A 25168-nucleotide genomic window follows, 5' to 3' on the forward strand; every position below is an offset into this window, starting at 1 on the left:
GGGGCACCCGCCTCAGGAGCGCCGCGCGGCCTCCACGACGAACGGGGTGCCCTGCTGGCAGGTGGTCATCATGCCGGGCTGGACGCGTCCGCTGACGGTCACCTCGGCACCCACGGCGAGGACGTCGCGCGGGCCACCTATCAGCAGGTAGCCGTCGAGCAGCAGGCAGTTCGGCTCGACGCCGGCCACGATCGTGCCGGTCAGCTCGGTGCCGCCGACCGGCGGCGGCAGGGTGGGACCGCCCGGCTTGATCGTCCCGCGCGGCGGGGTCGAGGCCGGCCTGGGCGTGGCCGGGTCGGTCGGAGAGGTGGACGGGGTCGCGGGCTGGTCGGTCACCGGAGCTGCTCCCGTGGCGGTGGGCGTGGTGGTCGTGGTGCCGGTGCCGTCCTGACCGCCGCAGGCGCTCAGCGCGGCGACGGCGACCAGGGCGACGGCGGCGAGCCGAAGAGTCCTCATACCGGTATCGGACGTGTCGGGACGGCCGGGAGTTCCCGGGTCAGCCACGCGCCGCGGCGGCGGCCCGCATGTCCCGCTTGAGCTCCTGGGGGAGCGAGAAGGTGAGCCGCTCGTTGGCGGTGGTGATCTCCTCGACCTCGCCGAAGCCCCGCGCGGCGAGGTGCTCGAGCACCTCCTGCACCAGCTCCTCGGGGACGCTCGCGCCGGAGGTCACGCCGACCGTACGGGCGTCGGAGAGCCAGGCGTCGTCGATCTCGTGCGCGAAGTCGATCAGGTGGCCGCCGCGGGCGCCGGCGTCCAGCGCGACCTCGACGAGCCGGACCGAGTTGGACGAGTTCCGCGAACCCACGACGAGCACCACGTCGCAGTCCGGCGCGATCTGCTTGACCACGTGCTGCCGGTTCGACGTGGCGTAGCAGATGTCGTCGCTGGGCGGGGACTGGAGCAGCGGCAGCCGCTTCTTGAGCCGGGCGACCGTCTCCAGCGTCTCGTCTACGGAGAGGGTGGTCTGGGAGAGCCACACGACCTTGTTGGGGTCGCGGACGGTGATCTGGTCGGCGGCGTCCGGGCCGTCGACGAGCTGGATGTGCTCGGGGGCCTCGCCGGAGGTGCCGATGACCTCCTCGTGCCCCTCGTGGCCGATCAGCAGGATGTCGTAGTCCTCGGCGGCGAAGCGCTTCGCCTCGTGGTGCACCTTGGTGACCAGTGGGCAGGTCGCGTCGATCGCCTTCAGTGAGCGCGACTTCGCCTGCTCGTACACCTCGGGCGCGACGCCGTGCGCGGAGAAGACGACGGTGGCGCCCTCCGGCACCTCCTCGTTCTCCTCGACGAAGATCGCGCCCTGCGCCTCGAGCGTCTGCACCACGTGCTTGTTGTGCACGATCTGCTTACGGACGTAGATCGGGGCGCCGTAGAGCTTCAGCGCCTCCTCCACGGTCTGCACCGCGCGGTCGACTCCCGCGCAGTAGCCGCGGGGCTTGGCCAGGAGCACGCGCTTACCGGTCCGGGGAGTCGCTTCATCCTGAGTCACCCGTCCATCGTACGTGCCCGCCCGGGACCGGGCTCCCGCTGCGACCCCCCCCGTGCCACCTGCCCGTGGCCTCACCCACCCTGTTGATCATGAGGTTGACGGCGGTTCCGGAGCTCGACTCCGCCGTCAACCCCATGATCAACAGCAGGATGGTCGGGGGTGGGCCGTAGGGTGGGCGGGTGAGCACGGGTGAGGTGGATCGGAGCACGTCGGAGGAGCCCTGGCCGGTCCGGGTGGTCAGCCAGAAGATCGGCGCCTGGATCGCCCGACTCGGCTGGGTCTGGGTCGACGGGCAGGTGGCGCAGATCAGCCGCCGCCCCGGCGCCAGCACCGTCTTCCTCACCCTGCGGGACCCGTCGGCCGACCTGAGCCTCACCGTCACCACCAACCGCGACGTTCTCGACGCCGGCGCACCCGAGCTGCGCGAGGGCGCCCGAGTGGTGCTGCACGCCAAGCCCGAGTTCTACGCCGCCCGCGGCACGCTGAGCCTGCGTGCCGACGAGATCCGCCAGGTGGGCCTCGGTGAGCTGCTGGCCCGGCTGGAGAAGCTCAAGAAGCTGCTCGCCGCCGAGGGGCTCTTCGACCGGGCCCGCAAGCGCCGCACCCCGTTCCTGCCCAACCGGATCGGTCTGATCACCGGCCGCGCCTCGGCGGCCGAACGGGACGTGCTCACCAACGCCCGCCGGCGCTGGCCGGCAGTGGAGTTCCGCACGGTCAACGTGGCGGTGCAGGGGCCCGGCGCGGTGCCGCAGATCGTCGACGCGCTCAAGGTGCTCGACGCCGATCCGACCATCGACGTGATCATCATCGCCCGAGGCGGTGGCAGCCTCGAGGACCTGCTCCCCTTCTCCGACGAGGCACTCTGCCGGGCGGTCTTCGCCTGCCGCACGCCGGTGGTGAGCGCGATCGGCCACGAGACCGACGCGCCGCTGCTCGACTACGTCGCCGACCTGCGCGCCTCGACACCGACCGACGCGGCCAAGCGGGTCGTGCCGGACCTGTCGGAGGAGGTACGCCTCATCGGGCAGGCGCGCAACCGCCTCGAACGCGCCGTACGCAACCTGATCGACCGCGAGGCGCACCGGCTTGACGCGCTGCGCTCCCGGCCGGTCCTGGCCCGCCCCCAGGTCATGATCGACCAGCGGAGCACCGAGCTGACCCTGCTCCGCCAGCGCTCCGGGCGCTGCCTGCGCCACCGGCTCACCGCCGCCGACGACGAGCTGCGGCACACCCTGGCCCGGCTCCGCGCGCTCTCTCCGGCGGCCACGCTCGATCGCGGGTACGCGATCGTCCAACGCGCCGACGGGCATGTGGTCCGGGCCGCCTCCGAGGTGGGCAAGGGCGACCCGCTGCGGGTACGCCTCGCCGACGGCGAGCTGGCCGCGACGGTGGACGGGTGACCCGCTCGATCTGCCGCGGCGGCCCTGCGAGCCGCGCCGAGTTACGGAACGACAGGAAGCCGCTCGTGGCACGGGACGGCCTTGTGCTGGGATGGAGCCGATGACAGAGCAGACGAAGGCCGGGCCGGACGAGCGGCTCAGCTACGAGCAGGCCCGCGCGGAGCTGGCGTCGGTGGTCGAGCGCCTGGAGGCCGGTGGCACGTCGCTGGAGGAGTCGCTCGCGCTCTGGGAGCGGGGCGAGGCGCTGGCGGTGATCTGCCAGCGCTGGCTGGACGGCGCCCGGGCACGAATCGAAGCCGCCCGGGAAGCCGAGACCTCCTGACCTCGCCCACCCCGGGCCCACCCGCCGGAGACGCGGTTGCGGCACCCGGAACGGGTGCCGCAACCGCAGCCGCGCGATCGAGGGCTCGAGAACCGCGACGGATCAGTTGAAGAGGTTGTACAGCTCGGCCGGGGCCTCGACGACCTGGTCGGGCGCGGGCTTCTGGGCAGCGGTGGCGTTGCCGTAGTCCGAGTAGGTGATCCGCACGTCCTGAGCCTTCTGCTGACCGGCCGCCGGGACCTGGATCACCAGCTCACTGAGCCGGCCCTGGGCGTCCACGCGCGCGGTGAAGGGGACGGACTTCGCCTGCGGCCCGAGCGCAGTGATCATGGTGGCGTCCAGCGATCCGGCCTCGGCCGCCTTCGACACGTCGATCGTGCCGGCGTAGGCGCCCTCGCCGGTACGCCGTACCTCGGTGACGCCCTGGGTGAGCACCTCACTGCCGGCCGGGTCGAGCCGGTCGAAGTCGAAGCCGAGATTGCGGTTGCCCTTGATCCGGGTCTGGTCGAGGTGCTGGTACTTGCCGAGGTTCAGCGCCTCCTGCCCCGGTACGCTCTGCGCCGCCCGACCGCCGAGGTCGACCTTCACCCAGCTGTCCGGCCGAGAGTGGATCACGTCGAGCGTCATCGACAGGTCGGAGGAGGCGTCACCGATCGACACCTTCATCCGCGCGCTCTGGCTCGGCTCGTGCACCTGCCCCTCGGCAGTGCTCCCGGCGCCGGTCATGCTGAACCGGAAGTTGCCGTCGCGGATCGCCGCCGTGGAGGCGAGCAGCGCCTGCTTCGCGTCACCGCTCCCCGGCGACGCGCTGCCGGTGGCGGTGGCCGTTGCGGAGGCGGTCGGCGAGGCGGCGCCTCCCGGGGCTTCGGCGTTGCACGCGGCGAGGCCCGGGGTGAAGAGCGCGGCAGCCACCAGGCCGGCGCCGAGTCGTCGTCGAACAGTCATCCGTGTCTCCCGAGAAGGTCACCCGACGCGGGCTCGTGCGCCGGAACGGGGCGGCGCAGCGATCCTCGGCCACGCCGCGCGAGCCGGCCCCGCCGAGAAATCGGCAGACCCGCTCGCCCCTCCTCTGTTCCCTGCCCACGGTCCGGGCAATCGCCCGGCTTCCCCTTTTCGGGAACGGGGACGACAAATCGCCGATCGACCTCGGGACCGGGTGGTCGGCTCAGCGCAGCGAGCCGGCGAGTTCGCGCAGCTCGTTCTCCCGGGCGTCGCCCACGACGATCACCGTACGGCCGGGCTCCAGCAGCACCAGCGCCTGCTCGTTCTCCCGGGCGGTGTACCGCTGCCAGTTCCGCCCGGCCAGCTCGGTCTGGCCCTGCGGCTGCGCCCGGTCGGTCAGCTCGGTGGGGATCAACTGCTCGGCGGGCACGTTGCTCTGCAGCAGCTGCGCCCCCTTCCCCTCCGGGGTCACGTAGCCGATCCGCAGCGTCGAGCCCCCCTCCGCCGCCTGGTAGCGGGCGTTCACCGGACGCCACTCCTCGCCGAGACCGGCCGGCTGGCTCACCGGGAAGGCGTTCGCGGCCTGGGCCTGCTCGACGGCGGGCGCCGGGTCGACCGGGGTCGGCTGGTCACCGCCGAGGAAGCCCCGGTAGAACGCCAACAGCAGCGCGATCGGGACCAGCAGCACCAGCAGCGAGATCGCCATGTCCTTCGGTGACCGCTCGGAACGGCGCGTGGCGGCCACCACCGGCGACGCGGCAGACTCCCGCGCGGCTGCCGTCGACGGCTCGGGCCGGCCGGCCTCGGGCGGATCCTGCAGCGCGGCGCTCGCCTCGACCAGGGCCGGCTCGCCGGCCGCCGGCACTCGGTCGGCGGCAGCCACCGGGGTCTCGGCGGGCTGCCCGTCGATCTCGGCGCGGGCGTCCGCCGGTCCGGCGGTGGCCGGGTCGGGGCCGTCGGTCGGGGTCCGGTCGGTGGGTACGCGGTCGGCTGGCTGTGCGGGTTCCACCCCGCCATTCTCGCAGCCGCCCCGACCGGCGGTATCCGGGCCATCACCGCCCCGCCCCAGCGCCGCATCCGCGATCGTGTGAGGATCAGCGACATAGCCGGCAGCGGAGCACGCCCGCGACGCCCGGCCCACCCCGCACCGTCGCGAGGAGGAGCCGTCATGACGAACACCAGGACCCGCGTCCCGCAGAATCTGGACCGCAACCTCGCCCTCGACCTGGTCCGGGTCACCGAGGCGGCGGCGATGGCCGCCGGCCGGTGGGTCGGCCGTGGCGACAAGGAGGGCGGCGACGGGGCCGCCGTCGACGCCATGCGCAAACTGATCAACTCGATTCCGATGCGCGGCGTCGTGGTGATCGGCGAGGGCGAGAAGGACAACGCCCCGATGCTCTTCAACGGCGAGGAGGTCGGCGACGGGACGGGTCCGGAGGTGGACGTCGCGGTCGACCCGATCGACGGCACCACGCTGATGAGCAAGGGGATGCCGAACGCCCTCGCGGTGCTGGCGGTCGCCGAGCGCGGCGCGATGTTCGACCCCAGCGCCGTCTTCTACATGGAGAAGCTCGCCGTGGGCCCGGCCTACGCGGACGTGGTGGACATCAACGCGGGCGTGGCCGACAACCTGCGGCGGATCGCGCGGGTCAAGGGCACCGACGTCTCCGAGGTGACGGTCTGCGTGCTGGACCGGCCCCGGCACAAGGACCTGGTCGACCAGATCCGGCGGGCCGGCGCGGGCATCCGGTTCATCTCCGACGGGGACATCGCCGGCGCCATCGCGGCGGCCCGGGGCGAGTCGGACGTCGACGTGCTGATGGGCATCGGCGGCACCCCCGAGGGGATCACCTCCGCCTGCGCGCTCAAGTGCATGGGCGGGATGATGCAGGCGAAGCTCTGGCCCAAGGACGACGAGGAACGGGAGAAGGCGCTCGCCGCCGGGCACGACCTGGACCGGGTGCTCTTCACCGACGACCTGGTGACCGGGGACAACTGTTTCTTCGTGGCCACCGGGGTGACCTCCGGGGACCTGCTGCGGGGGGTGCGCTACCGCGCCGGCGGGGCGTACACCCAGTCGATCGTGATGCGCTCGAAGAGCGGCACGATCCGCGTGATCGACTCGTACCACCGTCTGGAGAAGCTGGCGCTCTACTCGGCCGTCGACTTCGACGGCCGCCCCCTGGCCGAACAGGAGTGAGCGCCGCCACCACCGAACGGCCCGTCCTGCCGGCGACCCAGCGGATCGCCGGGGTGGGTCTGGCGACCCTCTCGGGGGTCGCCGTCGCCGTGCAGTCGCGGATCAACGGCGAGCTGGGGGTACGTCTCCGCGACGGTTTCGGCGCCGCGGTGATCTCCTTCGGCATCGGGCTGCTGGTGCTGCTGGTGCTGGTTCCCGCCTCCCCGACCGGGCGGCGTGGTCTGACCGCCCTGCGCACGGCGCTGCGCGGCGGCGCGCTGCGGCCCTGGCAGTGCCTGGGCGGGGTGTTCGGCGCGTTCCTGGTCGCCACCCAGGGGCTCACCATCGGCACGCTCGGCGTCGCGGTCTTCACCGTGGCCGTGGTGGCCGGCCAGTCCGGCAGCAGCCTGGCGGTCGACCGGGCGGGCATCGGCCCCGCCGGCGCGCACCCGATCACCGGCCAGCGGCTGGCCGGGGCCTCGCTCGCCGTGGTCGCGGTGCTGCTCTCCGTCAGTGACCGGTTCGACCAGCCGGACACGCTGGTGCTCGCCGTGCTGCCGCTGCTCGCCGGCGTGGGCATCGCCTGGCAGCAGGCGGTGAACGGGCGGGTTCGCGGGGCCTCGGGAAGCGCGCTGACGGCCACCCTGGTGAACTTCACCGTCGGTACCGTGGCCCTGCTCGTCGCGTTCGCCATCGACGTGGCGGTACGCGGCTGGCCGGCCGGAAGCCTGCCCGCCGAGCCCTGGCTCTACCTGGGTGGGCCGATCGGCATCGTCTTCATCGCGGTCGCCGCGGCGATCGTCCGGTTCACCGGCGTGCTGCTGCTCGGCCTGGCCACCATCGCCGGTCAGGTCGTCGGCGCCGTCCTGGTGGACCTGGTCGTGCCGACGGCCGCCTCGCACCCCAGCCTCACCACCCTGGGCGGGGCCGCCCTCACCCTGGTCGCCGTGCTCGTCGCCGCCCTGGCCCCGTCGCGGTCGGCGCAGGCTTGACGGCCTGAGCAGCGGGCGCGCCGTCAGGTCGGCGGCCTTACCGGGACCGACGGGTACGGCGGATCGGCCTGAAGCGTGGGTGCCCCGACGAGGCGGGCCGTGCGCCATCCCAGCAGCAGTCCCGGCACGCCGGCCAGGAACGCCAGCAGCAGCGCCGTCCACACGTACACGGGCCGGCCGTAGAGCCACCCGACCAGGGGTAGGGCGGCCATCGCCGCGGTCAGCGCGGCGGCCAGGGACACCTCCAGCGCCCAGCGGCGGGGGACGTTCGGGGCTCGGGCCGGAACCAGAGCCAACGCGGCGGTCCCGATCAGCAGCGGCCCGAGCCCGAGGGGTGCCACCGCGCCGAGCAGGGCGGTGTCGAGCCAGACCACCAGCAGCATCCCTACCAGCAGCGCTCCGAGGTGCCCCAGAGTGATGGGCAGCCAGTGCGCCGTACCGGCCCGCTTCCCAGCCCGGGCACCGGACACTGCCAGGACCAGTACCGCCAGTCCGGCCAACAGCAGCGTCACCCGCAGCGGATCCTGACCCCGGGAAGCGGGGCTGCTCTCTCCCAGCGTCGGTGCCCGTCCGCCGAACGGATGATTCCCGACCTCCGCCCCGGCGAAGCCGATCCGCTCCCAGGCGCCGTCGCTGTACCGGAGCGCGAAGCCGTCCCGGCCGTTGGCGACCAGCACGACGTGCCGGCCGTCCGTCGTGTCCCGTACGACCAACTCCTGCCCGCTCACCCGCGGACCGCCGACCCCGGACTCCTCGTACTGCCGAATCAGCACCACCCGCTGCTGCTCGGTCACCTCCCAGGCCGTCCGCCAGGTCCGGCCCGCGTCATCGCTCTCGTCGACCCGGAGCCGCCCGGTGACCAGGCGGTAGCAGTGCGAGGGGTTCGCCGACGAACAGGCCTGCCGCGCCGGCTCGCCCTCTCGGCTTACCCGGTTTCGCAGCGCGCCCTGTTCCGCCTCGGTGGCGTCCCGCCAGCTGCCTCCGTCGTCGTCACTGACCCGCCAGGAGCCGGCATCGGTGGCGTAGTCGCCGTAACCGCTGCCGATCTCGGCCACGAGACGACCGTCGACGACCGCGACCCGCACCGCGTCCGGGTAGTGCACCGCGCTCGTGGCCGCGGCCGCGAACGTCGCCGCCGGCAGCAGCACCAGCAGCCGAACCAGCCGTGCCGTACGTCGCCGTACCCGCTCACGTCGGGCCCGGGTCCAGCTGAAGGCGGCCAAGGCCAGCGCGGGCAGGGCCAGCAGATCGGTGAGGTCTGCCCGGACCAGCGACGGCCCGTTCACGACGCTCCAGGCCGCCGAAGCCGCGGCAGCGGCGTCGGCATGGGACTTGACCACCGTGAAGACGACCCCGGCCAGACCGAGACCGAGCCCGACGGCCGCGCGGTTCGGCAGGCGGGGGGCCAGCAGGGTGAACAGGACGGCGATCAGCGGTGGCGCGACCACCAGACCCGCCACGTCGCTGAGTTTGCCGGTCATCGGCCCGGCGAACTCCGCCTTGAGCAACCGATCGTTGACCAGGAGCAGGATGAGGGCGGCCACCGAGACCGGGTGCCCCAGCCAGGCCAGCATGGCCGGGGCGCTGTCACGCGGTGGCGGATAGAGCTCCGACATTCGCCCAGGCTGGCAGTGGCACATCACGATGCGACCACGCGGGGAACAGCATCGGATACCGGTCAGCTTCCGTCCGAGGAGTGGCCCGGGAAGAGGTGCGCCTTCGGGTCGATCACCACGGCCGCGTTGTTCACCGCCGTGGCGGCCTCGCCGAAGCCGGTGGCGATCAACCGGACCTTGCCCGGGTACTCGGTGATGTCGCCGGCCGCGAAGACGCGGGGCAGATTCGTGGCCATGGTGCTGTCGACGACGATGTGCCGGCGGTCCAACCGGAGTCCCCACTCGGCGAGCGGGCCGAGGTCGGCGGTGAAACCGAGCGCCGCGACGACGGTGTCGACCGGCAGGGTCTCCGGGGCGCCGCCCCGTACGGTGATCTCCGCGCCGGTGACCACCTCCGCACCGAGCAGCCGGGTGACCTCGGCGTTGACCACCACCCGGATGGGCAACGCCAGAACCCGGGAGACGGTCGCGGCGTGCGCCCGGAACTTCTCCCGCCGGTGCACCAGCGTCACCGAGCGGGCCAGCGGGTGCAGGGTCAGCGCCCAGTCGAAGGCGGAGTCACCGCCGCCCACGATCAACACGTCCCGGCCGGCCAGCTCGGTCGGCTGCGGCACGAAGTAGACGATCCCGGCCCCGACGAACTCCTCGGCGACCGGCAGCGGCCGTGGGGTGAAGCTGCCCAGCCCGCCGGTGACGACCACCGCGCCGCAGCGCAGCCGCTCGCCGCCGGCGAGGCCGAGCACCGGACGTTCATCGGCGTAGGTGAGCTTCTCGGCGCGGGTGCCCAGCAGGTAGCACGGGTCGAAGGGCGCGGCCTGGGCGAGCAGGTTCGCCACCAGGTCGCGGCCCTTGACCGACGGGAAGCCGGCCACGTCGAGGATGAGCTTCTCCGGGTACATCGCGGTGACCTGGCCGCCCGGCTCCGGCAGCGCGTCGATCACCGCCACCGAGAGCCCGCGGAAACCGGCGTAGTACGCCGCGAAGAGGCCGGTCGGACCGGCTCCGATCACGGCGACATCGACCTCGCGCATGGCGTACCGTCGCTTCCCGCTCGCGGATCAACGCGTGCTGATGTCGACGGTATGGCCCTCGCCCGGCCCGGGGCAAGCATGTCCCGCCGGTGGCGCGCGGGCAGGTCACGGCGGGTACGCGGGCCCGGCGTCGTGCTCCGCGACGGCGCGGTCCGCGGCCCGGCCCGGCCCGTTCACGGCGCGGTCGGCGGCCTGGGCCGGCTTGTTCACGGCATGGAGAAGGTGGACTCCGAGCGGCTGGGGTCGTGCCGGCGACGCCGGAACAGGATGGCGGCGACCACCCCGCCGAGCAGCCCGAACAGGTGCCCCTGCCAGGAGATCCGCTCGTCGGTGGGCAGGACGCCCACCAGCTGCCAGCCGTAGAGGAGCCCGACCAGCAGGAAGACTGCGAAGTTCCACCAGCTGCGCTCGAAGATGCCGCGGGTGAAGAGGATCCCCAGGTAGCCGAAGATCACGCCGCTCGCGCCGACCACCACCGAGTTGGGCGAGCCGGTGAACCAGACGCCGAGCCCGCTCACCAGGATGATCAACAGGGTGGACCAGAGGAAGCGGCGGGCGCCTGCCGCGAGCACGAAGGTGCCGAGCAGGATCAGCGGAATGCTGTTGCTGTAGAGGTGGTCGAAGCCGTGGTGCAGGAACGGCGAGAAGAAGACGCCGTCCAGGCCGTCGATCCGCTTCGGGATGATGCCCGCGGCCGCGTCCAGACCGAACGAGAGACCCTGGTCGGCGACCTCGATGAGGAACAGGAACGGCACCACCGCGCACATCGCCACGAAGGCACGGCCGAGCGCGGCGTAGAACGCCTCGGTGCCGAACCGGTGGGGGTCGTTGCTTCCGGAGAGCAGGGTCACCCCACCACTGCTATCAGTAATCCCGCCCGACCGCCACTCACGTCTCGTACCGAGCACGGAAAACGGGGCGGGTGTTCAGCACCCGCCCCGCTTCCGAACGCTTCCGGCTCAGTACCAGCCGCTGCTCTGGGAGTGCGCCCAGGCGCCGCAGGGGGTGTCGTACCGCCCCTCGATGTAGCCCAGCCCCCACTCGATCTGGGTGGCCGGGTTGGTCTGCCAGTCGTCCGCCACCGAGCTCATCTTGTCGCCGGGCCTCGCCTGCGGGATGCCGTACGCGCCGGACGAGGCGTTGCGGGCCTTGTGGTTCCAGCCGCTCTCCTTGGTCCAGAGCTTGTCGAGGCAGGGGAACTCCTTGATCGGGAAGCCCGCCTTGATCATCTCTGCGCAACCGATCTTCCGGTTGCCGCTGTACTCCTCGCACGAGGCGGGGATCGGCCCGTCGTACGGCTTCGCGGCCGCGTTCTCGGCCTCTTCGGCCTTCTCGCGCTCGCGCTTGCGGGACGCCGCCGCCTCCTCGGCCCGCTTGGCCCGCTCGGCGGCGGCCTTGGCGGCCTCGGCGGCGCGCAGCTTCGCCTGGTACTCGGCGGCCCGCTGCCGAGCGGACTGCACCTGGTGGACGGCCTGGCGCTCGCGCTGGTACTCGTGCTCCGCCTGGTCGACCTCTGCGCTGACCTGTGCTGTCAGGCCCTCTTGCTGGGCTTCCCGGTCATCGCCGAGATAGACGCCGCCGGCAACGCCCACGGAGAGCAGCGCGACGGCGGCCGTACGGGCACCCAACCGGCTCCACAGCCGACTCACGAAGTGGTCCCTTCGTCGGGGGCAAGGACACGGCGGGTGCCCGGGTCGTCAACGGCCGGGCCGCGCCGTGAGCGCCCCGACCGTCGTCCGGTCGCAGCCGACGCACCGGTGTCGTGACAGGTGTAACGAATGATCCCTGACGATCTCTTCGGTGCGTGAGCGCTCGTGGGACACGATCGCGCACGGTGAGGCCGATGGGAAACCAAGGGACGGATTTGTGACTTGGACCACACCGTAAATCGGGATGAATTGGCACTAAGGGGTCATCACAACGGGTTGTCCTCCAGCAGGTCCGTCACCATCGCCGCGATGGGCGAACGCTCCGAACGGCTGAGCGTCACGTGGGCGAAGAGCTGATGCCCCTTCAATGCCTCGATCACCGCGGTGACCCCGTCGTGCCGGCCGACCCGGAGATTGTCCCGCTGCGCCACGTCGTGGGTCAGCACCACCCGGGAACCCTGCCCGATCCTGGAGAGCACGGTGAGCAGGACACCGCGCTCCAGGGACTGCGCCTCGTCCACGATGACGAACGCGTCGTGCAGGCTGCGGCCCCGGATGTGGGTCAGCGGAAGCACCTCGAGCAGCCCCCGGCTGGTGACCTCCTCCAGCACGTTCTCGTGCACCACGGCGCCGAGGGTGTCGAAGACCGCCTGGGCCCAGGGCGACATCTTCTCCAACTCGGTGCCGGGCAGGTAGCCCAGCTCCTGGCCGCCCACGGCGTACAGCGGGCGGAAGACGACGACCTTCTTGTGCCGGCGACGCTCCATCACCGCGTCCAGCCCGGCGCAGAGCGCGAGGGCGGACTTACCGGTGCCCGCCCGGCCGCCCAGCGACACGATCCCGACCGACTCGTCCAGCAGGAGGTCCAGGGCGATCCGCTGCTCCGCCGAGCGACCGTGGACGCCGAACGCCTCCCGGTCGCCGCGGACCAGCCGTACCGTCTTGTCCGGCAGCACCCGGCCGAGCGCCGACCCCCGCCCGGAGTGCAGCACCAGGCCGGTGTGGCAGGGCAGCCCCGCCGCCTCGTCCAGGTCGAGCGTCTCACCGGCGTACAGCTGGCCGATCTGCTCCTCGCTCAGCTCCAGCTCGGCCATGCCCGTCCAGGTCGGGTCGCTGGCCTGGCCGTGCCGGTACTCGTCGGCGCGCAGACCGACCGAAGCGGCCTTGACCCGCAGCGGCATGTCCTTGCTGACGAGCGTGACCGCCCGCCCCTCGGCGGCAAGGTTCAACGCCACGGAGAGGATGCGGGCGTCGTTGCTCTCGTTGCGGAAGCCGGGCGGCAGCACCCCGTCGTCGGTGTGGTTGAGCTCCACCCGCAGCGTGCCGCCGCTGTCGTTCGCGGGCACCGGCCGGTCCAGCCGGCCGTGCCGCACCCGCAGCTCGTCCAGCATGCGCAGCGACTGCCGGGCGAACCAGCCCAGCTCCGGATGGTGGCGCTTCCCCTCCAACTCGGAGATCACCACCAGCGGCAGGACCACCTCGTGCTCGGAGAACCGGTGGAAGGCCGCCGGGTCGGAGAGGAGTACCGAGGTGTCCAGAACGAAGGATTGGCCGGCTGGTCGGGGCTCCTTGGCGTCGGCCGGCGCGGTGGCCGCCGTGCGGCGGCTCCGGGTGGCTCGGCGGGTCACGGCAGTCGCGGCCGGGGTCTGATCGGCACCGGCAGTGGTACGGCGAGTCGTCACAGGCCTGCTCCGGCGGATGTGCACCCGGCCATCCGCGTTCCGCCACCGCCGGTGCCCGGGGACACGGGGTCGGATGCGGGCCCCATGCGCGTGGGTCGCAGGTCCGGGCTTGCCGGTTGGCCCGGGAGAACCCCGTGCCATGCCTAGACGCTAGCCGGGCTCGGGCATCCCGGCTAGAGGTTGCAGGTTGCTCTCCGCCGACCGGTACATGAACGGCCTGTCATCGCACCGGTCGCCGGTGCGCCCGGCCGCCAGGAACGCCCCCGCGGCAGCCGGCGCGATCGGGCACGCCGGCTGCCGAGCCGGGGGCGGCGGGGCCGGCCGGGATGCATGCCCCCTGCGCGCATCCCGGCCGGTGGGACCACGGTCACCGGTCTGACGTGGCCCCGACGGTGCGTGTCCGCCGCGGACGACGCACCGCGCCTTCGTGCCGGTCGGTCGGCTGCCGGCCGGCGAGCCGCCTCGGCCGTCTCAACCGGTTCGTCTGACCAGGGTGCCGGTCGGGTGCCGCCCGGTGACCGGGGCGGCCGGCGCCGAGAACGACGAGCCGGTGTACGTGGTGCCGGGGCGGGGCACCGTCCCGGCCACTCGGATGGTGCTGGGCGCGGGCTCGGGCGCGGAGAGCGCCGAGGCGATGGCGGCCTGCGCGTCCCGGCGACGCCGGTTCCAGGCGCCGCGGTCGCCGTCGAAGTAGCCCTGCCGGTAGCCGAACCGGTAGCCGATGCGGTAGCTCAGCTGGCCGTGCAGCCGGCCGGCCGCGTAGCTGGCGGCACCGAGCACCAGCACGAGGAAGATGGCGAGGAAGGGGCTCATCGGGCGGCTCCCGGTCGCCGCCGGTGCCGCGTCATCGCTCCTCCGGGTCGACCGAGGCCGGGTCGGCGACCAGCAGCTGGTCCAGGTCGCCGGTGCTGACCTCCTCGACCAGCTCGACGCTGATCCGGCAGCAGTCCAGGACCACCTCCGCCACCGAGGACCGGCGGATCTCCCCGCCGGACTCGTAGACCCGCACGCTCAGCTCGGGGCAGCCGAGGTGGGTACGCCAGGCGTTCCACTCGTCCCGGTCGCCGACGCTCAGCGACAGGTAACGGCAGCCCCGGGCGAGGTAGAGGCGCCAGGGAGCGCTCAGGCCGGCGGCGACGCCCTCGGCGATCAGACCGAAGGCCTGGGCACGCGTCGCGAGTTCGGTCACCACACCCCCCTCGCACCGGGGGCGTGACGCATGTGAGCACCAATCGTCTCAGGCACGTGACACACCGTAGGTTGTCCCATGGGCGTGACAGTATCAGCTTTTCGTCCGCTTACGGCGCCACCAATGGTCATCTATTCTGCCCAGGTGACACCCCTCAAAAGCAGAGCTGGATCGTTGACCCCAAAGCCGAGCCAGCCGTCACTTTCACGTGACAGTCGCGCGCCAGGGACCGCTTCCACGTCCGGGTGGCCGTACCGTCACGAGGTGACCGAGACCGCCAACGCCCGGAAGATCGCCTTCGCCACCTTCGTCCGACGCGCGCTCGACGAGGCACGAGCCACCCGGGCCTGGAGCGGCACAGAGGTCTCCCGACGCACCGGCGTCTCCCGGCAGACCATCAACCGCTGGGTGCGGGGCGACTGGGCCAGCGACCCGGAGGCCGAACGGGTGGTCGCCTTCTGCGAGGGCCTGGGCCTCAACCCGGCCACCGCGTTCGCCGCGCTCGGCTGGGAACGCGCCGCCACCGCCCCGCACGCCGGCCAGCCCGGCCCACCGATGGACCCGGACGTGGAGGCGCTACTGCGCCGACTCGTCGACCCGAACGTGTCGGACGCGGAGAAGTTCCATATTCGAGAAACCATTCGGTACCTCGCTTATCGCCCAACCCTCCGGGTGGATGTCCGAAAGCGCGGGAAACAGGCCGGGTAGTTCCTCAGATAGCGAAAGAACAGCAGGTCAGCCTCATTCGTTTCGCTCCGGGGCCGGAACGGGCACGCTAGCGTCCCTATTCGTACTGCTTGGGCTCGTCGTCGGCGGGGGGACGGGACAAGGCCGAACCCAGCCCTGCGGGACAGAAGGAGGGGTCTGTCCATGACCCTGAAATGGTTGGCAGTCGTGGTGGCCACGGTGTCGATGACACTGTGCGTCACCGGCAACGCGGTGACACTCGTGGTCGACGGCGGGCAGCTTCCCCTGCTCGTCAACCTCTTCACGCTCACCACCGCCGGCACAGCGGTCGTTCTGGCCGTGCTGGCCGAGCTGAACGAGCGGTTGAACAACCGGGTCAGCGCACTCACCGAGTTCCTCGTGGCCCGGCTGGACGAGATCGAGTCGCGCGCCGGCGACCGCAACACCGGCTTCGTGGAGGGCTACCTGCTCAACCACGGCCAGGACGCGGCGGTCGTGCCGTTCGGGAGAAGGGGAAGGGGAGCCGCCGAACGCTGATTCGACGCCCCGCGAAGGGGCCCCGCTCAGCCACGAATGAGCCCGCGATGCCGGGGTACGCTGACGCGCGTGCCGCCGTTGAATCTGGGAAACCAGCAGCCGAGGACCCCTTTGAGTGCCGACGACGCCTGGCGCGCCAACGCCGACCGGGCGGCCGGAACCGTGCTCTTCTTCGACTTCGACGGCACGCTCGCGCCCGTCGGCGACGACCCGACCGCGGTCCAGCCCGCACCGAGGGTGCTCGGCGCGATCGAGGCGCTCGCCCCCCTCGTCCGACGGATCGCGATCGTCTCGGCCCGACCGGTGGACTTCCTCCGCGATCGCCTCGGTGGCCTCGCCGGGGTCGACCTCTACGGGCTCTACGGCCTGGAGCACAGCCACTCCGGCGGCGAGACGGTGACCGAGCCGGCCGCGTTGCCGTGGGTGCCCACGATGGCCGAGCTGGCCGAGCTGGCGCGCACCGAACTTCCCGCCGGCACCCTCGTCGAGTTCAAGCGGCTCTCGGTGGCGCTGCACTGGCGTACGGCGCCCCAGCTCGGCGAGGCGGTCCAGGAGTGGGGCCAGGCCCAGGCCGACCGGCTCGGGCTGCGGGTGCAGGGCGGGCGGATGGTGCTCGAACTCAAACCACCGGTCGACCGGGACAAGGGCATGGTGATCGGCGAGGCGGTCCGGGACGTGAACGCGGCCTGGTACTTCGGCGACGACGTCTCCGACATCAAGGCGTTCGCCGCGCTGCGCGCCCGCGCCGCCGCCGATCCGAGCTTCCTCGGCGTCTGCGTCGCGGTCGCCAACCCGGAGACCGGTCAGCAGGTGGCCGACGCCGCCGACCTCACCATCGACTCACCCGCCGCGCTGGGCGACTTCCTCGCCGAGGCCGCCCGGCACCTCGCCTGATACCGCCGGCACCTCACCTGACCCGGCCGGTGCCTGCTCGGGCGGAGGGTCAGCCGCCGAAGCGCCGCTGGCGGTTGGCGTACGAACGCAGCGCCCGGAGGAAGTCGACCTGCCGGAAGTCGGGCCAGTTCAGCTCGCAGAAGTAGAACTCCGAGTGCGCCGACTGCCAGAGCATGAACCCGGAGAGGCGCTGCTCGCCACTGGTCCGGATCACCAGGTCCGGGTCCGGCTGGCCGCGCGTGTAGAGGTGCTCGGCGATGTGCTCGACGTCCAGCACCTCGGCCAGCTCCTCGATGCCGCCCCCGGTCGCCGCGTGCTCCAGCAGCAGCGAGCGCACCGCGTCGACGATCTCCCGCCGGCCGCCGTACCCGACGGCGATGTTGACCTGGGCCCCACCGCTACGCCCCCGGGTGCGCTCCTCGGCCGCCTTGAGCGCGGCGGCGTGGTGCGCCGGAAGCACGTCGAGCGCGCCGACCATCCGCAGCCGCCAGGGGTTGCCCTCCTCGGCCAGCTCCGTGGTGAGGTCCTCGATGATCTGGAGCAGCGGGTCCAGCTCGGCGGCCGGCCGGGTGAGGTTGTCGGTGGAGAGCAGCCAGAGTGTGACATGCCCCACGCCGGCCGCATCGCACCAGCGCAGCAGCTCCTTGATCCGCTCGGCGCCCATCCGGTGGCCGTCGTTCGGGTCGACGAAGCCCATGTCCCGGGCCCACCTGCGGTTGCCGTCGCACATGACGCCAACGTGCCGGGGCACCGGCTTACCCACGAGCTTCGCCTTGAGGCGGCGCTCGTACACGGAGTAGACAAGGTTCCGCAGAGACATCACCTAGCAGCGTAGCGACCTACCCGAGGCATCAGCGCCGCGGAGCCTCATCCCGCGCCGGGAGACCGATCCCAATCATCGCGAGGGTGCGGGCGTCCAGCCGTCCGTCGCCCAGCCCGAGCTCCACGACGCTCCGGTAGACCCGGTCGTCGCGCCGGGCGGCCCGGACCGCCGCGTCCACCACCCGCCGTCGCCGGGCCAGCCAGGCCGCCAGTGAGCTGTGCCGCAGGTGGGTGCCGAGCCGACGGCGGAGCGAGTCGGCGTAGCGTCGCACCGCCCGTTCCGGCGTTCGGGCCGCCGCGGCGCCCGCGAGCGCCCCGGAGAGCAGGGCGTAGAAGATCCCCTCGCCGGTGAACGGATTGATCATCGAGAGCGCGTCGCCGGCCAACAACACCCGCTCGCTGCCGGGAGCCGGGCGGTGCGTCGACAGGGGCAGATGATGCGCGCGCAACGCCCCGACCCCGGCCGGATCGGTCCCCGGCAGCAGCGTGGCGAGCCGGTCGAGCAGGTACGCCCGGCTCAACGGCTCCCCCCGCAGCACCTCCCCGTACCCCACGTTCGCCCGCCCGTCGCCGATCGGGAACGACCAGGCGTACGCGGGCCACCGGGCACCGGAGGTCACGATGAGCTGCTCCGGCGGCCCCGGAAGGGCCGGAGCGTATCCCCGGATGGCCAGCGCGAGATGCCGGTCCGGGTTGACCGCGTGCCCGAGCAGCCGCCGGACCACCGACCCGGCCCCGTCCGCCCCGACCACGACCCGCGCCGCGATCTCACCGTCGAGGACGACCCGGCCGTTGGTCTGCTCGAAGCGGCGTACGGTGTGCCGGCGCAGCTGCGCACCGGCCGAGACCGCCGCGGCGACCAGCCGCGCGTCGAAGACCTCCCGGGGCACCGTGTACGCCGGGCGGGGAAGTTCCCGGGCGACGGTGCCGCCACCCGGCCCCACCAGCCGCAGCGCCGGCAGCGGCGGATAGCCGGCGACCGCGTCCCGCACCCCCAGCTCGGCGAGGACGTCCACCGCGTGCGCGGCGATCCCGTCCCCGCACGCCTTGTCCCGGGGGAAGTCCGCCCGGTCGAGCAGCAGCACCCGGGCATCGGCACGACGGGCGGCCAGGGCGGCGGCCGCCCCCGCCGGTCCCGCCCCGACCACCACCACGTCGAACTCGTCGCTCATCGCGTCGCCCTCCTCCGGCCTGCTGATCGGGGTCGCGCTCGCCCGGCCGCACCCGCACGAGCCGTTCAGGTGACCAAACTCACTCCCCCATCCTGCCCGCTCCGCGCCCTCGACCGCCGACACCGCGTCGCCGGGCGCGTCCGCCGTCGGGTGCCCGGCCCGTCGCGCCCGGTCGGGCTCAGGCCATTCGAATCGGGCGCCCCTGGTTTCGCGGTGACCAGATCACCCGGCAGGCTCGGATGCGGAACCGAACCACCGGCCGGTCTCGCCGGAGAGGCAGCGCGACAGCGTCAGGCGACGCCCACATCCCCGTCCGTCGGCGATTCGGCGGCGGCGCGATCGGCACGCCAGACGCCGTACAGCGCCACGCCGGCGGCGACCAGCAGTGGCCCACCGTCCCGGATCAGGCCGTCCAGGCCGAGCAGCCACAGACACAGTGGAAGGTCGACGGCGAGCACCAGGACCGTGACCACGACGAGGAGCAGGCGGGCCCAGCGCCGGCCACGGAGCAGGAAGGCGGTGCAGAAGAGCACCAGGTAGCTGGCGGCGATCCCGGCGCCCAGCCAGAGCAGCACCGCCGGCACGGCGATCAGCCGCCCGTCCAGCACCGCGCCGACGGCGGCCAGCGCCGGCACGAGCATGAGCGGGCTGTACGTGAAGGCGGCCACCCGGCTCGTCAGCAGCCAGCCGCTCGCCTCGGGCCGCCGCGGCGCCACCTCGCGCCAGAAGATGCCGTTGCGGTCGACGACCAGCCGTCGACGATGCCGGACCAGGTGCTCGGCGAGAGCCGGCGAGCGGTAGAGCTGCCAGACCACGGCCGCGCAGAGTGCGGTGAGCAGGGCGAAGCCGGCCACTCCCGGCGCCGGTGGCACGCCCTGCCGGGGCACGATCAGGCGGCCGACCGCGAAGACCGTGGTGACGGCGAGGATGAGCCCGAACGGCCGGGCGATGGTCCTGCCCCGACGGACGTGCCCGATCAGCACCAGGAAACCGAGCGAGCGCAGCAACGCCCAGCCGGTACGGACCGCCAGCCCGAAGCCCTGCTCCGGGGCGTACCACCAGTTGAGCACCTCGACCACGACGGTGGCCGCCGCGGCGGCCGCCAACATCCAGGTCAACGACCGGACGGCGGACGGCCGCCGGACCTCGGTCGCGGCGGCCGTCCTCATGACATCCGATGATGCCCCTACCCGGGGCGCGCTACACCTAGCGCTGCGGCTGTGCCGCGTCGAGCCGGGCGCGCAGCGCGTCCAACTCGGCCCAGAGGACACCGGGCAGCTTGTCGCCGAACTTCTCGAACCACTCGGTGACGAGCGGCAGCTCCTGACGCCACTCCTCCGGGTCCACCTTGAGCGCGATCCGGACGTCCTCGGGCGTCATGTCCAGGCCCTCGACGTCCAACGCGTCCTGCGCCGGCACCATGCCGATCGGCGTCTCCACCGCCTCGGCGCGCCCCTCGATGCGCTCGACCACCCACTTGAGAACGCGGGAGTTCTCACCGAAGCCGGGCCAGAGGAAGTTGCCGTCCGGGTCCTTGCGGAACCAGTTGACGTAGTAGATCTGGGGCAGCTTCGACTCGTCGCCGTCGGCGCCCTTGCCCATCTCGATCCAGTGCCGGAAGTAGTCGCCGGCGTGGTAGCCGATGAACGGCAGCATCGCCATCGGGTCACGCCGGACCACACCGACGGCGCCGGATGCGGCGGCGGTGGTCTCCGAGGAGAGCGTCGCGCCCAGGTAGACGCCGTGCACCCAGTCGCGTGCCTCGGTCACCAGCGGAACCGTGTCCCGGCGGCGGCCACCGAAGAGGATCGCGTCGATTGGCACGCCGTTCGGGTCGTAGTAGTCCTCGGCGAGGATCGGGCACTGGGTGATGGGAGTGCAGAACCGGCTGTTCGCGTGCGAGGAGAGGCTGTCGCTCTCCGGCGTCCAGTCGTTGCCCTTCCAGTCGGTCAGGTGCGCCGGCGGTTCACCCATCCCCTCCCACCAGATGTCCCCGTCGTCGGTCAGGGCCACGTTGGTGAAGACGGAGTTGCCGCGGTCGAGCGTGCGCATCGCGTTGGCGTTGGTCTTCCAGTCGGTGCCGGGCGCGACGCCGAAGAGGCCGTACTCCGGGTTGACGGCGTAGAGGCGGCCGTCCGGCCCGAACCGCATCCAGGCGATGTCGTCACCGATCGTCTCGACCTTCCAGCCGGGGATCGTCGGCTCCAACATGGCCAGGTTGGTCTTGCCGCAGGCCGACGGGAAGGCGCCCGCGATGTGGTAGACCCGCCCCTCCGGCGAGGTGATCTTCAGGATCAGCATGTGCTCGGCGAGCCAGCCCTCGTCGCGCCCCATGACGCTCGCGATACGCAGCGAGTAGCACTTCTTGCCGAGCAGCGAGTTTCCGCCGTAGCCGGAGCCGTACGACCAGATCTCCCGGGTCTCCGGGAAGTGCGAGATGTACTTGGTCTCGTTGCACGGCCAGGCCACGTCCTGCTGACCGGGCGCGAGCGGCGCGCCGATCGAGTGCAGCGCGCGCACGAAGTCCGCGTCGTCGCCCATGGCGTCGAGGATCGACCTGCCCATCCGGGTCATGATGCGCATCGAGGCGACCACGTAGGGGCTGTCCGTGATCTCCACCCCGAACATGGGGTTCTCCGCCTCGACCGGTCCCATGCAGAACGGGATGACGTACATCGTCCGGCCACGCATGGCACCCCGGTAGAGGTCGGTCATCACGCGCTTCATCTCGGCCGGCGCCATCCAGTTGTTGGTGGGGCCGGCGTCCGCCTCGTCAACGGAGCAGATGAAGGTGCGCTCCTCGACCCGCGCCACGTCCGAGGGGTCGGTGCGGGCGTAGAAGGAGTTCGGCTTCTTCTCCGGGTTCAGCCGGATCAGGGTGCCCGCGTCCACGAGTTCGTCGGTGAGACGACGCCACTCCTCGTCGGACCCGTCCACCCACACGACCCGGTCCGGGGTGGTCAGTTCTGCGACCTCACGGACCCAGGCGAGAAGTTTGGGATGGGACGTCGGGGCCTGATCGATACCCCGAACAACAGCCGGAGCAACCATGACACATCTCCTTGTGGTCGACGCTGACCGATCTATGGGATGCACGAGTCTGGGCGGGCGGGAGCCGCTTCGCCTTGTGGAAACCTGGGATTGGGCTCAGCGTAAACCGGGCAGCCTCCCCAGTCAGTGGGACTGGTTGTGAAGAACTGCACAAGGTAGGGACACGCTGCGGCATCGCGATCTGATACCCGTTTCTGCGCGCAGTTTCACGCAAATCTTCGAGAAAACCTTCGACGGCGCGGCATTCGCCGGGGCGTCCCCGGGGCGCCGGCGATCGTCGGCACGGCGTCGATGGCCTCCCCCGTTCGACCCCGCACCGCCGTCCCGGCGATTACGCTCTGTCCATGTCGACCGCGGTCGCCGCGGGTGCCGCCCATGCCGGCCGCACCCGCTCGTCGTTGCTACCGGTGCCGCGTGTCCTCAGCCGGTAGGCTCCGCGTGTGGCCGCGACGATGACGGGAGAGCAAAAGGGCTCTCGACCGACCCGTTCCGGCCCGCTCCGGGCGCTGTTCGACCGTTTCGGTCACCTCATCCACGAGATGAGCAAGTTCGCCACGGTTGGCGGGATCGCCTTCCTGCTCGACTTCGCGCTCTTCAACTACCTGACGGTGATGCAGGGGCTCGAGCAGGTCACCGCGAAGACGATCTCCACCGTGATCGCCGCGACCATCGCCTTCGTGGGCAACCGGTTCTGGACCTGGCGGCACCGCCAGCGCAACAACCCGGCCCGCGAGTACGCGCTCTTCTTCTTCTTCAACGGCGTCGGCCTGGGCATCGCCGTCGCGTGTCTCGCCATCAGCCGCTACGGGCTGGGCAGCCTCTGGCCGGAGGTGTTCCGCACCCCGCTGGCGGACAACATCGCGAGCTTCATCGTCGGCACCGGCCTCGGGACCCTCTTCCGGTTCTGGTCCTACCGACGGTTCGTCTTCCCGGAAGCGGGAACCCCAGCCGTTCCGGAAGTGACGTACGACCGAGACCACGGGGCGTGACCTGCCGCCCATCCTGTCCGGCCGGAGCCTGCCGGCCCAGACCACTGTCTTAAGGTGTTCCGCATGCGTCTTGTCCGTCTGCTGCCCGAGCGCTGGCAGAAGTTCATCCACGAGGCGCTCAAATTCGGCATCGTCGGTGGCATCAACACCGTCATCAATTACGCCGTGTTCAATGCGCTGGCACTGACCGTTTTCGTCGACGGTCAGCTGAAGGCGACGGTGATCGCGACGGTGGTGGCGACCATCACGTCGTACCTGATGAATCGCCACTGGACGTACCGCGATCGTCCGAAATCGGCACTACGGCGCGAATATGTCCTGTTTTTCCTGTTCAACGCCACCGGTCTGCTGATCGAACTCGGTGTGCTGGCCGCGGCGAAGTACGGCCTCGGTGTCACCAGCCTGCTGGCGTTGAACATCGCCAAGACCGGCGGCGTGCTGCTCGCCACGATGTTCCGGTTCTGGTCCTACCGCACCTTCGTCTTCCAGCCCGCGCCGGCCGCGGAGGAGAAGACCTGGCACAGCGTGCCGCGTGACGAGTGGGACACGATGGCCGAGATGGACCCGGTCGCCGAGCTGGCCGAGTCGGTCTCCGAGCTCGAGGAGGCCGAGGCCTCGTCCTCCGAAGACCACCCCAGGCCCACGAACGGCCACACGACACCGACCCAGAAGCGGCTGAACCCGCGGCTCCCCGACGACCTGGATGCCGCCCTGGCCGCCGAGCTCGAGCGCACCACCCACCCGCGCCCCCGCCGCTAAACCCCGCACCCACCCTCCCCCGGTGGGGGCAACCCGGGGCGATGGGGGTGATCATGAAGTTGTTGCCGCCGCGCTCGGCGTGTCGCGACAACAACCTCATGATCGACGGCAGTTCGCCGACGAGCCTGACGCAGGCGGATCAGGCGGAGGGGTCGCGCAGAGGCTTGCCCTCGCGCATGTCGGCCAGGATGTCCCGCATCTCACCGTCACCCAGCGAGTGCTTGTCGTGCTGCTCCTCGACCAACTCGTAGAGCTTCGTCTGCACCTGACCGACATTGGGAACGTCGGCGAGGACGGACTGGCCACGCTCACCGGCGGACTCGATGGTCAGCGTGCCCGCGCCGAGCAGCCGCTCGATGAACTTCTGGCTCATCGAGTGGTCGTTCACCCGGGTGAGCGGGATGTCCCGGCGGTCGCGGGAGAAGACACCGTGCTGGAGCAGCACCCGCTCGTTGGTGAAGAGGTAGTGGGTGGTGCGCCAGACCAGGAACGGCCAGAGCGTGAACCAGACCACCGCCACCAGGGCGAGCGCCCCGATCACGGCCAGCCCGACCGACCCGCCGGTGCCGGCGGGCAGCAGTACCGTACCGACCACCACCGCGGCGACGGCCAGCACCAGCACCACCACCGGCCGGATCAGGGCCTTCCAGTGCGGGTGCAGGTGCAACACGACGTGCTCGTCCTCGGTGAGCACGTCTTCAGGGAACGCCACGCGAACCTCCTCGCAGAAACGGACGCGGTGACCGTAACCGGCCACCGCACATCCGACCATCAGCCGCGCGGTCGGCCGTCACTGACCCCCCACCATCCTGCCGTTCGGCACCGGCCCACCCTGACGGCCGGCGAGCTGACCGGCCGAACCCGTCAGCGCAGGTGCAGGAGGTCGCCGGCGGCCACCTGGCGCGGGCCGTCCGAGGTCTCGACCACCAGCTGGCCGTCCCGGTCCACCCCGGTCGCGGTGCCGGTCAACTCGCTGCCGTCGGGAAGCAGCACCCGTACCGGCCGGTCGATCGTGGCGCAGGCGGCCACGTACGCCTCCCGCAGGCCGCTGGCGACCGCGTCGCCCCCGGCGCTACGCCACCGGTCGTACCAGTCGGCCAGCGCCCGCAGCAGCGCCCTCAGCAGCGGGTCACGGTCGGTGGTCGCCGCGCCGGCCAGCTGCAGCGAGGTGGCCGGCAGCCCGGTCGGATTCTCGGGCAGCTCGTCGGCGCGGAGCGTGACGTTGAGCCCGATGCCGACGACGACGGCCGGTGGCTGGTCCCCGGCCACACCCGGCACCGCCTCGGCGAGCAGACCGGCGCACTTCGCCCCATCGATCAGCAGGTCGTTGGGCCACTTCAGGGTGGCGTCCAGCTCGCCCAGGCGGGCTACCGCCTCCACGAGCGCGACCCCGGCCAGCAACGGCAGCCAGCCGTACGCACTCGGCGGCGCCGCCGGCCAATCACGCTCCGCGACCGCCTCCCCGGGCCGGAGCAGCACGCTCGTCGCGATGCCGGCCCGCGGCGGCGACTGCCACACCCGGCCGCGTCGACCACGGCCGGCGTTCTGCTGCTCGGCGACCACCACCAGCCCCTCGGGCTCGCCCGCCCGAGCCGCCTCGGCGACGTCGGCGTTGGTGGAGCCGGTCTCGGCCTTCAGCTCGAGGCGGGCCCACGGGCCGTACGGGGCGACCAGCGCCCGGCGCAGTCGCGCCGCCGAGAGCGGCGGTCGGTCCAGATCCGTGTACGGAGAGCCCGGCATTCCGCCAGCCTACGGCCGGGGGTGAGCAA

General features: G+C 72.0%; 26 protein-coding genes. 9 read left to right on the forward strand and 17 right to left on the reverse strand.

What is annotated here, in order from left to right; genetic code table 11:
* Positions 1–12: 12 nt before the first annotated feature.
* Positions 13–456: a hypothetical protein gene (locus D7044_RS26010; protein ID WP_120690463.1), complete on the reverse strand. Its 444-nt coding sequence runs from the start codon at positions 454–456 to the stop codon at positions 13–15.
* Between the two features lie 40 nt (positions 457–496).
* Positions 497–1486: a 4-hydroxy-3-methylbut-2-enyl diphosphate reductase gene (locus D7044_RS26015; RefSeq protein WP_120690464.1), complete on the reverse strand. Its 990-nt coding sequence runs from the start codon at positions 1484–1486 to the stop codon at positions 497–499.
* A gap of 179 nt (positions 1487–1665) precedes the next feature.
* Between D7044_RS26015 and xseA the strand changes: the two genes are divergently transcribed.
* Both xseA and D7044_RS26025 read left to right on the forward strand, forming a co-directional pair.
* Positions 1666–2886 (forward strand): exodeoxyribonuclease VII large subunit, encoded by a 1221-nt coding sequence (gene xseA, locus D7044_RS26020; protein WP_199716775.1) that lies wholly within the window; start codon positions 1666–1668, stop codon positions 2884–2886.
* Between the two features lie 100 nt (positions 2887–2986).
* Positions 2987–3208 carry an exodeoxyribonuclease VII small subunit gene (locus tag D7044_RS26025; protein ID WP_120673921.1) on the forward strand — a complete coding sequence of 74 codons (222 nt, stop codon included), beginning with the start codon at positions 2987–2989 and terminating at the stop codon, positions 3206–3208.
* 102 nt (positions 3209–3310) lie between these two features.
* Here D7044_RS26025 and D7044_RS26030 read toward each other — a convergent pair whose 3' ends face one another.
* A complete protein-coding gene (locus tag D7044_RS26030; RefSeq protein WP_120690465.1) occupies positions 3311–4153 on the reverse strand; it encodes a hypothetical protein in 843 nt (280 codons plus the stop codon).
* A gap of 220 nt (positions 4154–4373) precedes the next feature.
* Positions 4374–5159 carry a DUF4245 family protein gene (locus D7044_RS26035; RefSeq protein ID WP_120673334.1) on the reverse strand — a complete coding sequence of 262 codons (786 nt, stop codon included), beginning with the start codon at positions 5157–5159 and terminating at the stop codon, positions 4374–4376.
* A gap of 159 nt (positions 5160–5318) precedes the next feature.
* Between D7044_RS26035 and glpX the strand changes: the two genes are divergently transcribed.
* Both glpX and D7044_RS26045 read left to right on the forward strand, forming a co-directional pair.
* Complete coding sequence (gene glpX, locus D7044_RS26040; protein ID WP_120673335.1) at positions 5319–6350, forward strand: class II fructose-bisphosphatase; 1032 nt, start codon at positions 5319–5321, stop codon at positions 6348–6350.
* Positions 6351–6376: 26 nt separating this feature from the next.
* Positions 6377–7321: a DMT family transporter gene (locus tag D7044_RS26045; RefSeq protein ID WP_120690510.1), complete on the forward strand. Its 945-nt coding sequence runs from the start codon at positions 6377–6379 to the stop codon at positions 7319–7321.
* Between the two features lie 23 nt (positions 7322–7344).
* Here the strand turns inward: D7044_RS26045 and D7044_RS26050 are convergent, their stop codons facing one another.
* The 7 genes from D7044_RS26050 to D7044_RS26080 all read right to left on the reverse strand — a co-directional run bounded on the left by D7044_RS26050 (position 7345) and on the right by D7044_RS26080 (position 14488).
* Positions 7345–8937: a hypothetical protein gene (locus D7044_RS26050; RefSeq protein ID WP_120690466.1), complete on the reverse strand. Its 1593-nt coding sequence runs from the start codon at positions 8935–8937 to the stop codon at positions 7345–7347.
* Between the two features lie 62 nt (positions 8938–8999).
* A complete protein-coding gene (locus D7044_RS26055) occupies positions 9000–9968 on the reverse strand; it encodes an NAD(P)/FAD-dependent oxidoreductase (RefSeq protein ID WP_120673336.1) in 969 nt (322 codons plus the stop codon).
* Between the two features lie 206 nt (positions 9969–10174).
* Positions 10175–10819: a rhomboid family intramembrane serine protease gene (locus D7044_RS26060; RefSeq protein WP_120673337.1), complete on the reverse strand. Its 645-nt coding sequence runs from the start codon at positions 10817–10819 to the stop codon at positions 10175–10177.
* Between the two features lie 108 nt (positions 10820–10927).
* The gene (locus D7044_RS26065) at positions 10928–11617 is read right to left on the reverse strand and encodes an aggregation-promoting factor C-terminal-like domain-containing protein (RefSeq protein ID WP_120673338.1); all 690 of its coding nucleotides are present in this window, start codon (positions 11615–11617) and stop codon (positions 10928–10930) included.
* 266 nt (positions 11618–11883) lie between these two features.
* The gene (locus D7044_RS26070; protein ID WP_120673339.1) at positions 11884–13299 is read right to left on the reverse strand and encodes a PhoH family protein; all 1416 of its coding nucleotides are present in this window, start codon (positions 13297–13299) and stop codon (positions 11884–11886) included.
* Between the two features lie 471 nt (positions 13300–13770).
* A complete protein-coding gene (locus D7044_RS26075; RefSeq protein ID WP_120673340.1) occupies positions 13771–14112 on the reverse strand; it encodes a hypothetical protein in 342 nt (113 codons plus the stop codon).
* 31 nt (positions 14113–14143) lie between these two features.
* The gene (locus D7044_RS26080; protein ID WP_120673923.1) at positions 14144–14488 is read right to left on the reverse strand and encodes a hypothetical protein; all 345 of its coding nucleotides are present in this window, start codon (positions 14486–14488) and stop codon (positions 14144–14146) included.
* A gap of 264 nt (positions 14489–14752) precedes the next feature.
* On the opposite strand from D7044_RS26080, the gene D7044_RS26085 reads away from it, so the two are divergent.
* The 3 genes from D7044_RS26085 to otsB all read left to right on the forward strand — a co-directional run bounded on the left by D7044_RS26085 (position 14753) and on the right by otsB (position 16606).
* A complete protein-coding gene (locus D7044_RS26085) occupies positions 14753–15196 on the forward strand; it encodes an XRE family transcriptional regulator (protein WP_120690467.1) in 444 nt (147 codons plus the stop codon).
* Positions 15197–15358: 162 nt separating this feature from the next.
* Positions 15359–15712, forward strand: coding sequence for a hypothetical protein (locus D7044_RS26090; protein ID WP_120673342.1), 354 nt, complete (start codon positions 15359–15361; stop codon positions 15710–15712).
* Between the two features lie 69 nt (positions 15713–15781).
* Positions 15782–16606 (forward strand): trehalose-phosphatase, encoded by an 825-nt coding sequence (otsB, locus tag D7044_RS26095; RefSeq protein WP_120673343.1) that lies wholly within the window; start codon positions 15782–15784, stop codon positions 16604–16606.
* Positions 16607–16655: 49 nt separating this feature from the next.
* Here otsB and D7044_RS26100 read toward each other — a convergent pair whose 3' ends face one another.
* From D7044_RS26100 to D7044_RS26115, 4 genes are all read right to left on the reverse strand, one after another.
* Positions 16656–17426, reverse strand: a complete 771-nt coding sequence (locus D7044_RS26100; RefSeq protein WP_120673344.1) for an isoprenyl transferase — start codon at positions 17424–17426, stop codon at positions 16656–16658.
* A gap of 31 nt (positions 17427–17457) precedes the next feature.
* Positions 17458–18600 carry an NAD(P)/FAD-dependent oxidoreductase gene (locus D7044_RS26105; protein ID WP_120690468.1) on the reverse strand — a complete coding sequence of 381 codons (1143 nt, stop codon included), beginning with the start codon at positions 18598–18600 and terminating at the stop codon, positions 17458–17460.
* Between the two features lie 290 nt (positions 18601–18890).
* Positions 18891–19769: a hypothetical protein gene (locus D7044_RS26110; RefSeq protein WP_120673346.1), complete on the reverse strand. Its 879-nt coding sequence runs from the start codon at positions 19767–19769 to the stop codon at positions 18891–18893.
* A gap of 37 nt (positions 19770–19806) precedes the next feature.
* Positions 19807–21651: a phosphoenolpyruvate carboxykinase (GTP) gene (locus D7044_RS26115; RefSeq protein ID WP_120690469.1), complete on the reverse strand. Its 1845-nt coding sequence runs from the start codon at positions 21649–21651 to the stop codon at positions 19807–19809.
* Between the two features lie 452 nt (positions 21652–22103).
* Between D7044_RS26115 and D7044_RS26120 the strand changes: the two genes are divergently transcribed.
* Both D7044_RS26120 and D7044_RS26125 read left to right on the forward strand, forming a co-directional pair.
* Positions 22104–22640, forward strand: a complete 537-nt coding sequence (locus tag D7044_RS26120; protein WP_120673924.1) for a GtrA family protein — start codon at positions 22104–22106, stop codon at positions 22638–22640.
* A gap of 63 nt (positions 22641–22703) precedes the next feature.
* Positions 22704–23399 carry a GtrA family protein gene (locus D7044_RS26125; RefSeq protein WP_120690470.1) on the forward strand — a complete coding sequence of 232 codons (696 nt, stop codon included), beginning with the start codon at positions 22704–22706 and terminating at the stop codon, positions 23397–23399.
* 139 nt (positions 23400–23538) lie between these two features.
* Here the strand turns inward: D7044_RS26125 and D7044_RS26130 are convergent, their stop codons facing one another.
* Together D7044_RS26130 and D7044_RS26135 are read right to left on the reverse strand one after the other, a co-directional pair.
* Positions 23539–24111: a PH domain-containing protein gene (locus tag D7044_RS26130; protein WP_120673925.1), complete on the reverse strand. Its 573-nt coding sequence runs from the start codon at positions 24109–24111 to the stop codon at positions 23539–23541.
* Positions 24112–24263: 152 nt separating this feature from the next.
* Positions 24264–25139, reverse strand: a complete 876-nt coding sequence (locus D7044_RS26135) for a biotin--[acetyl-CoA-carboxylase] ligase (RefSeq protein ID WP_120673349.1) — start codon at positions 25137–25139, stop codon at positions 24264–24266.
* Between the last annotated feature and the right edge of the window lie 29 nt (positions 25140–25168).

The organism is Micromonospora musae, from assembly GCF_003626635.1.
In the GTDB taxonomy this organism is placed as follows: domain Bacteria; phylum Actinomycetota; class Actinomycetes; order Mycobacteriales; family Micromonosporaceae; genus Micromonospora; species Micromonospora musae.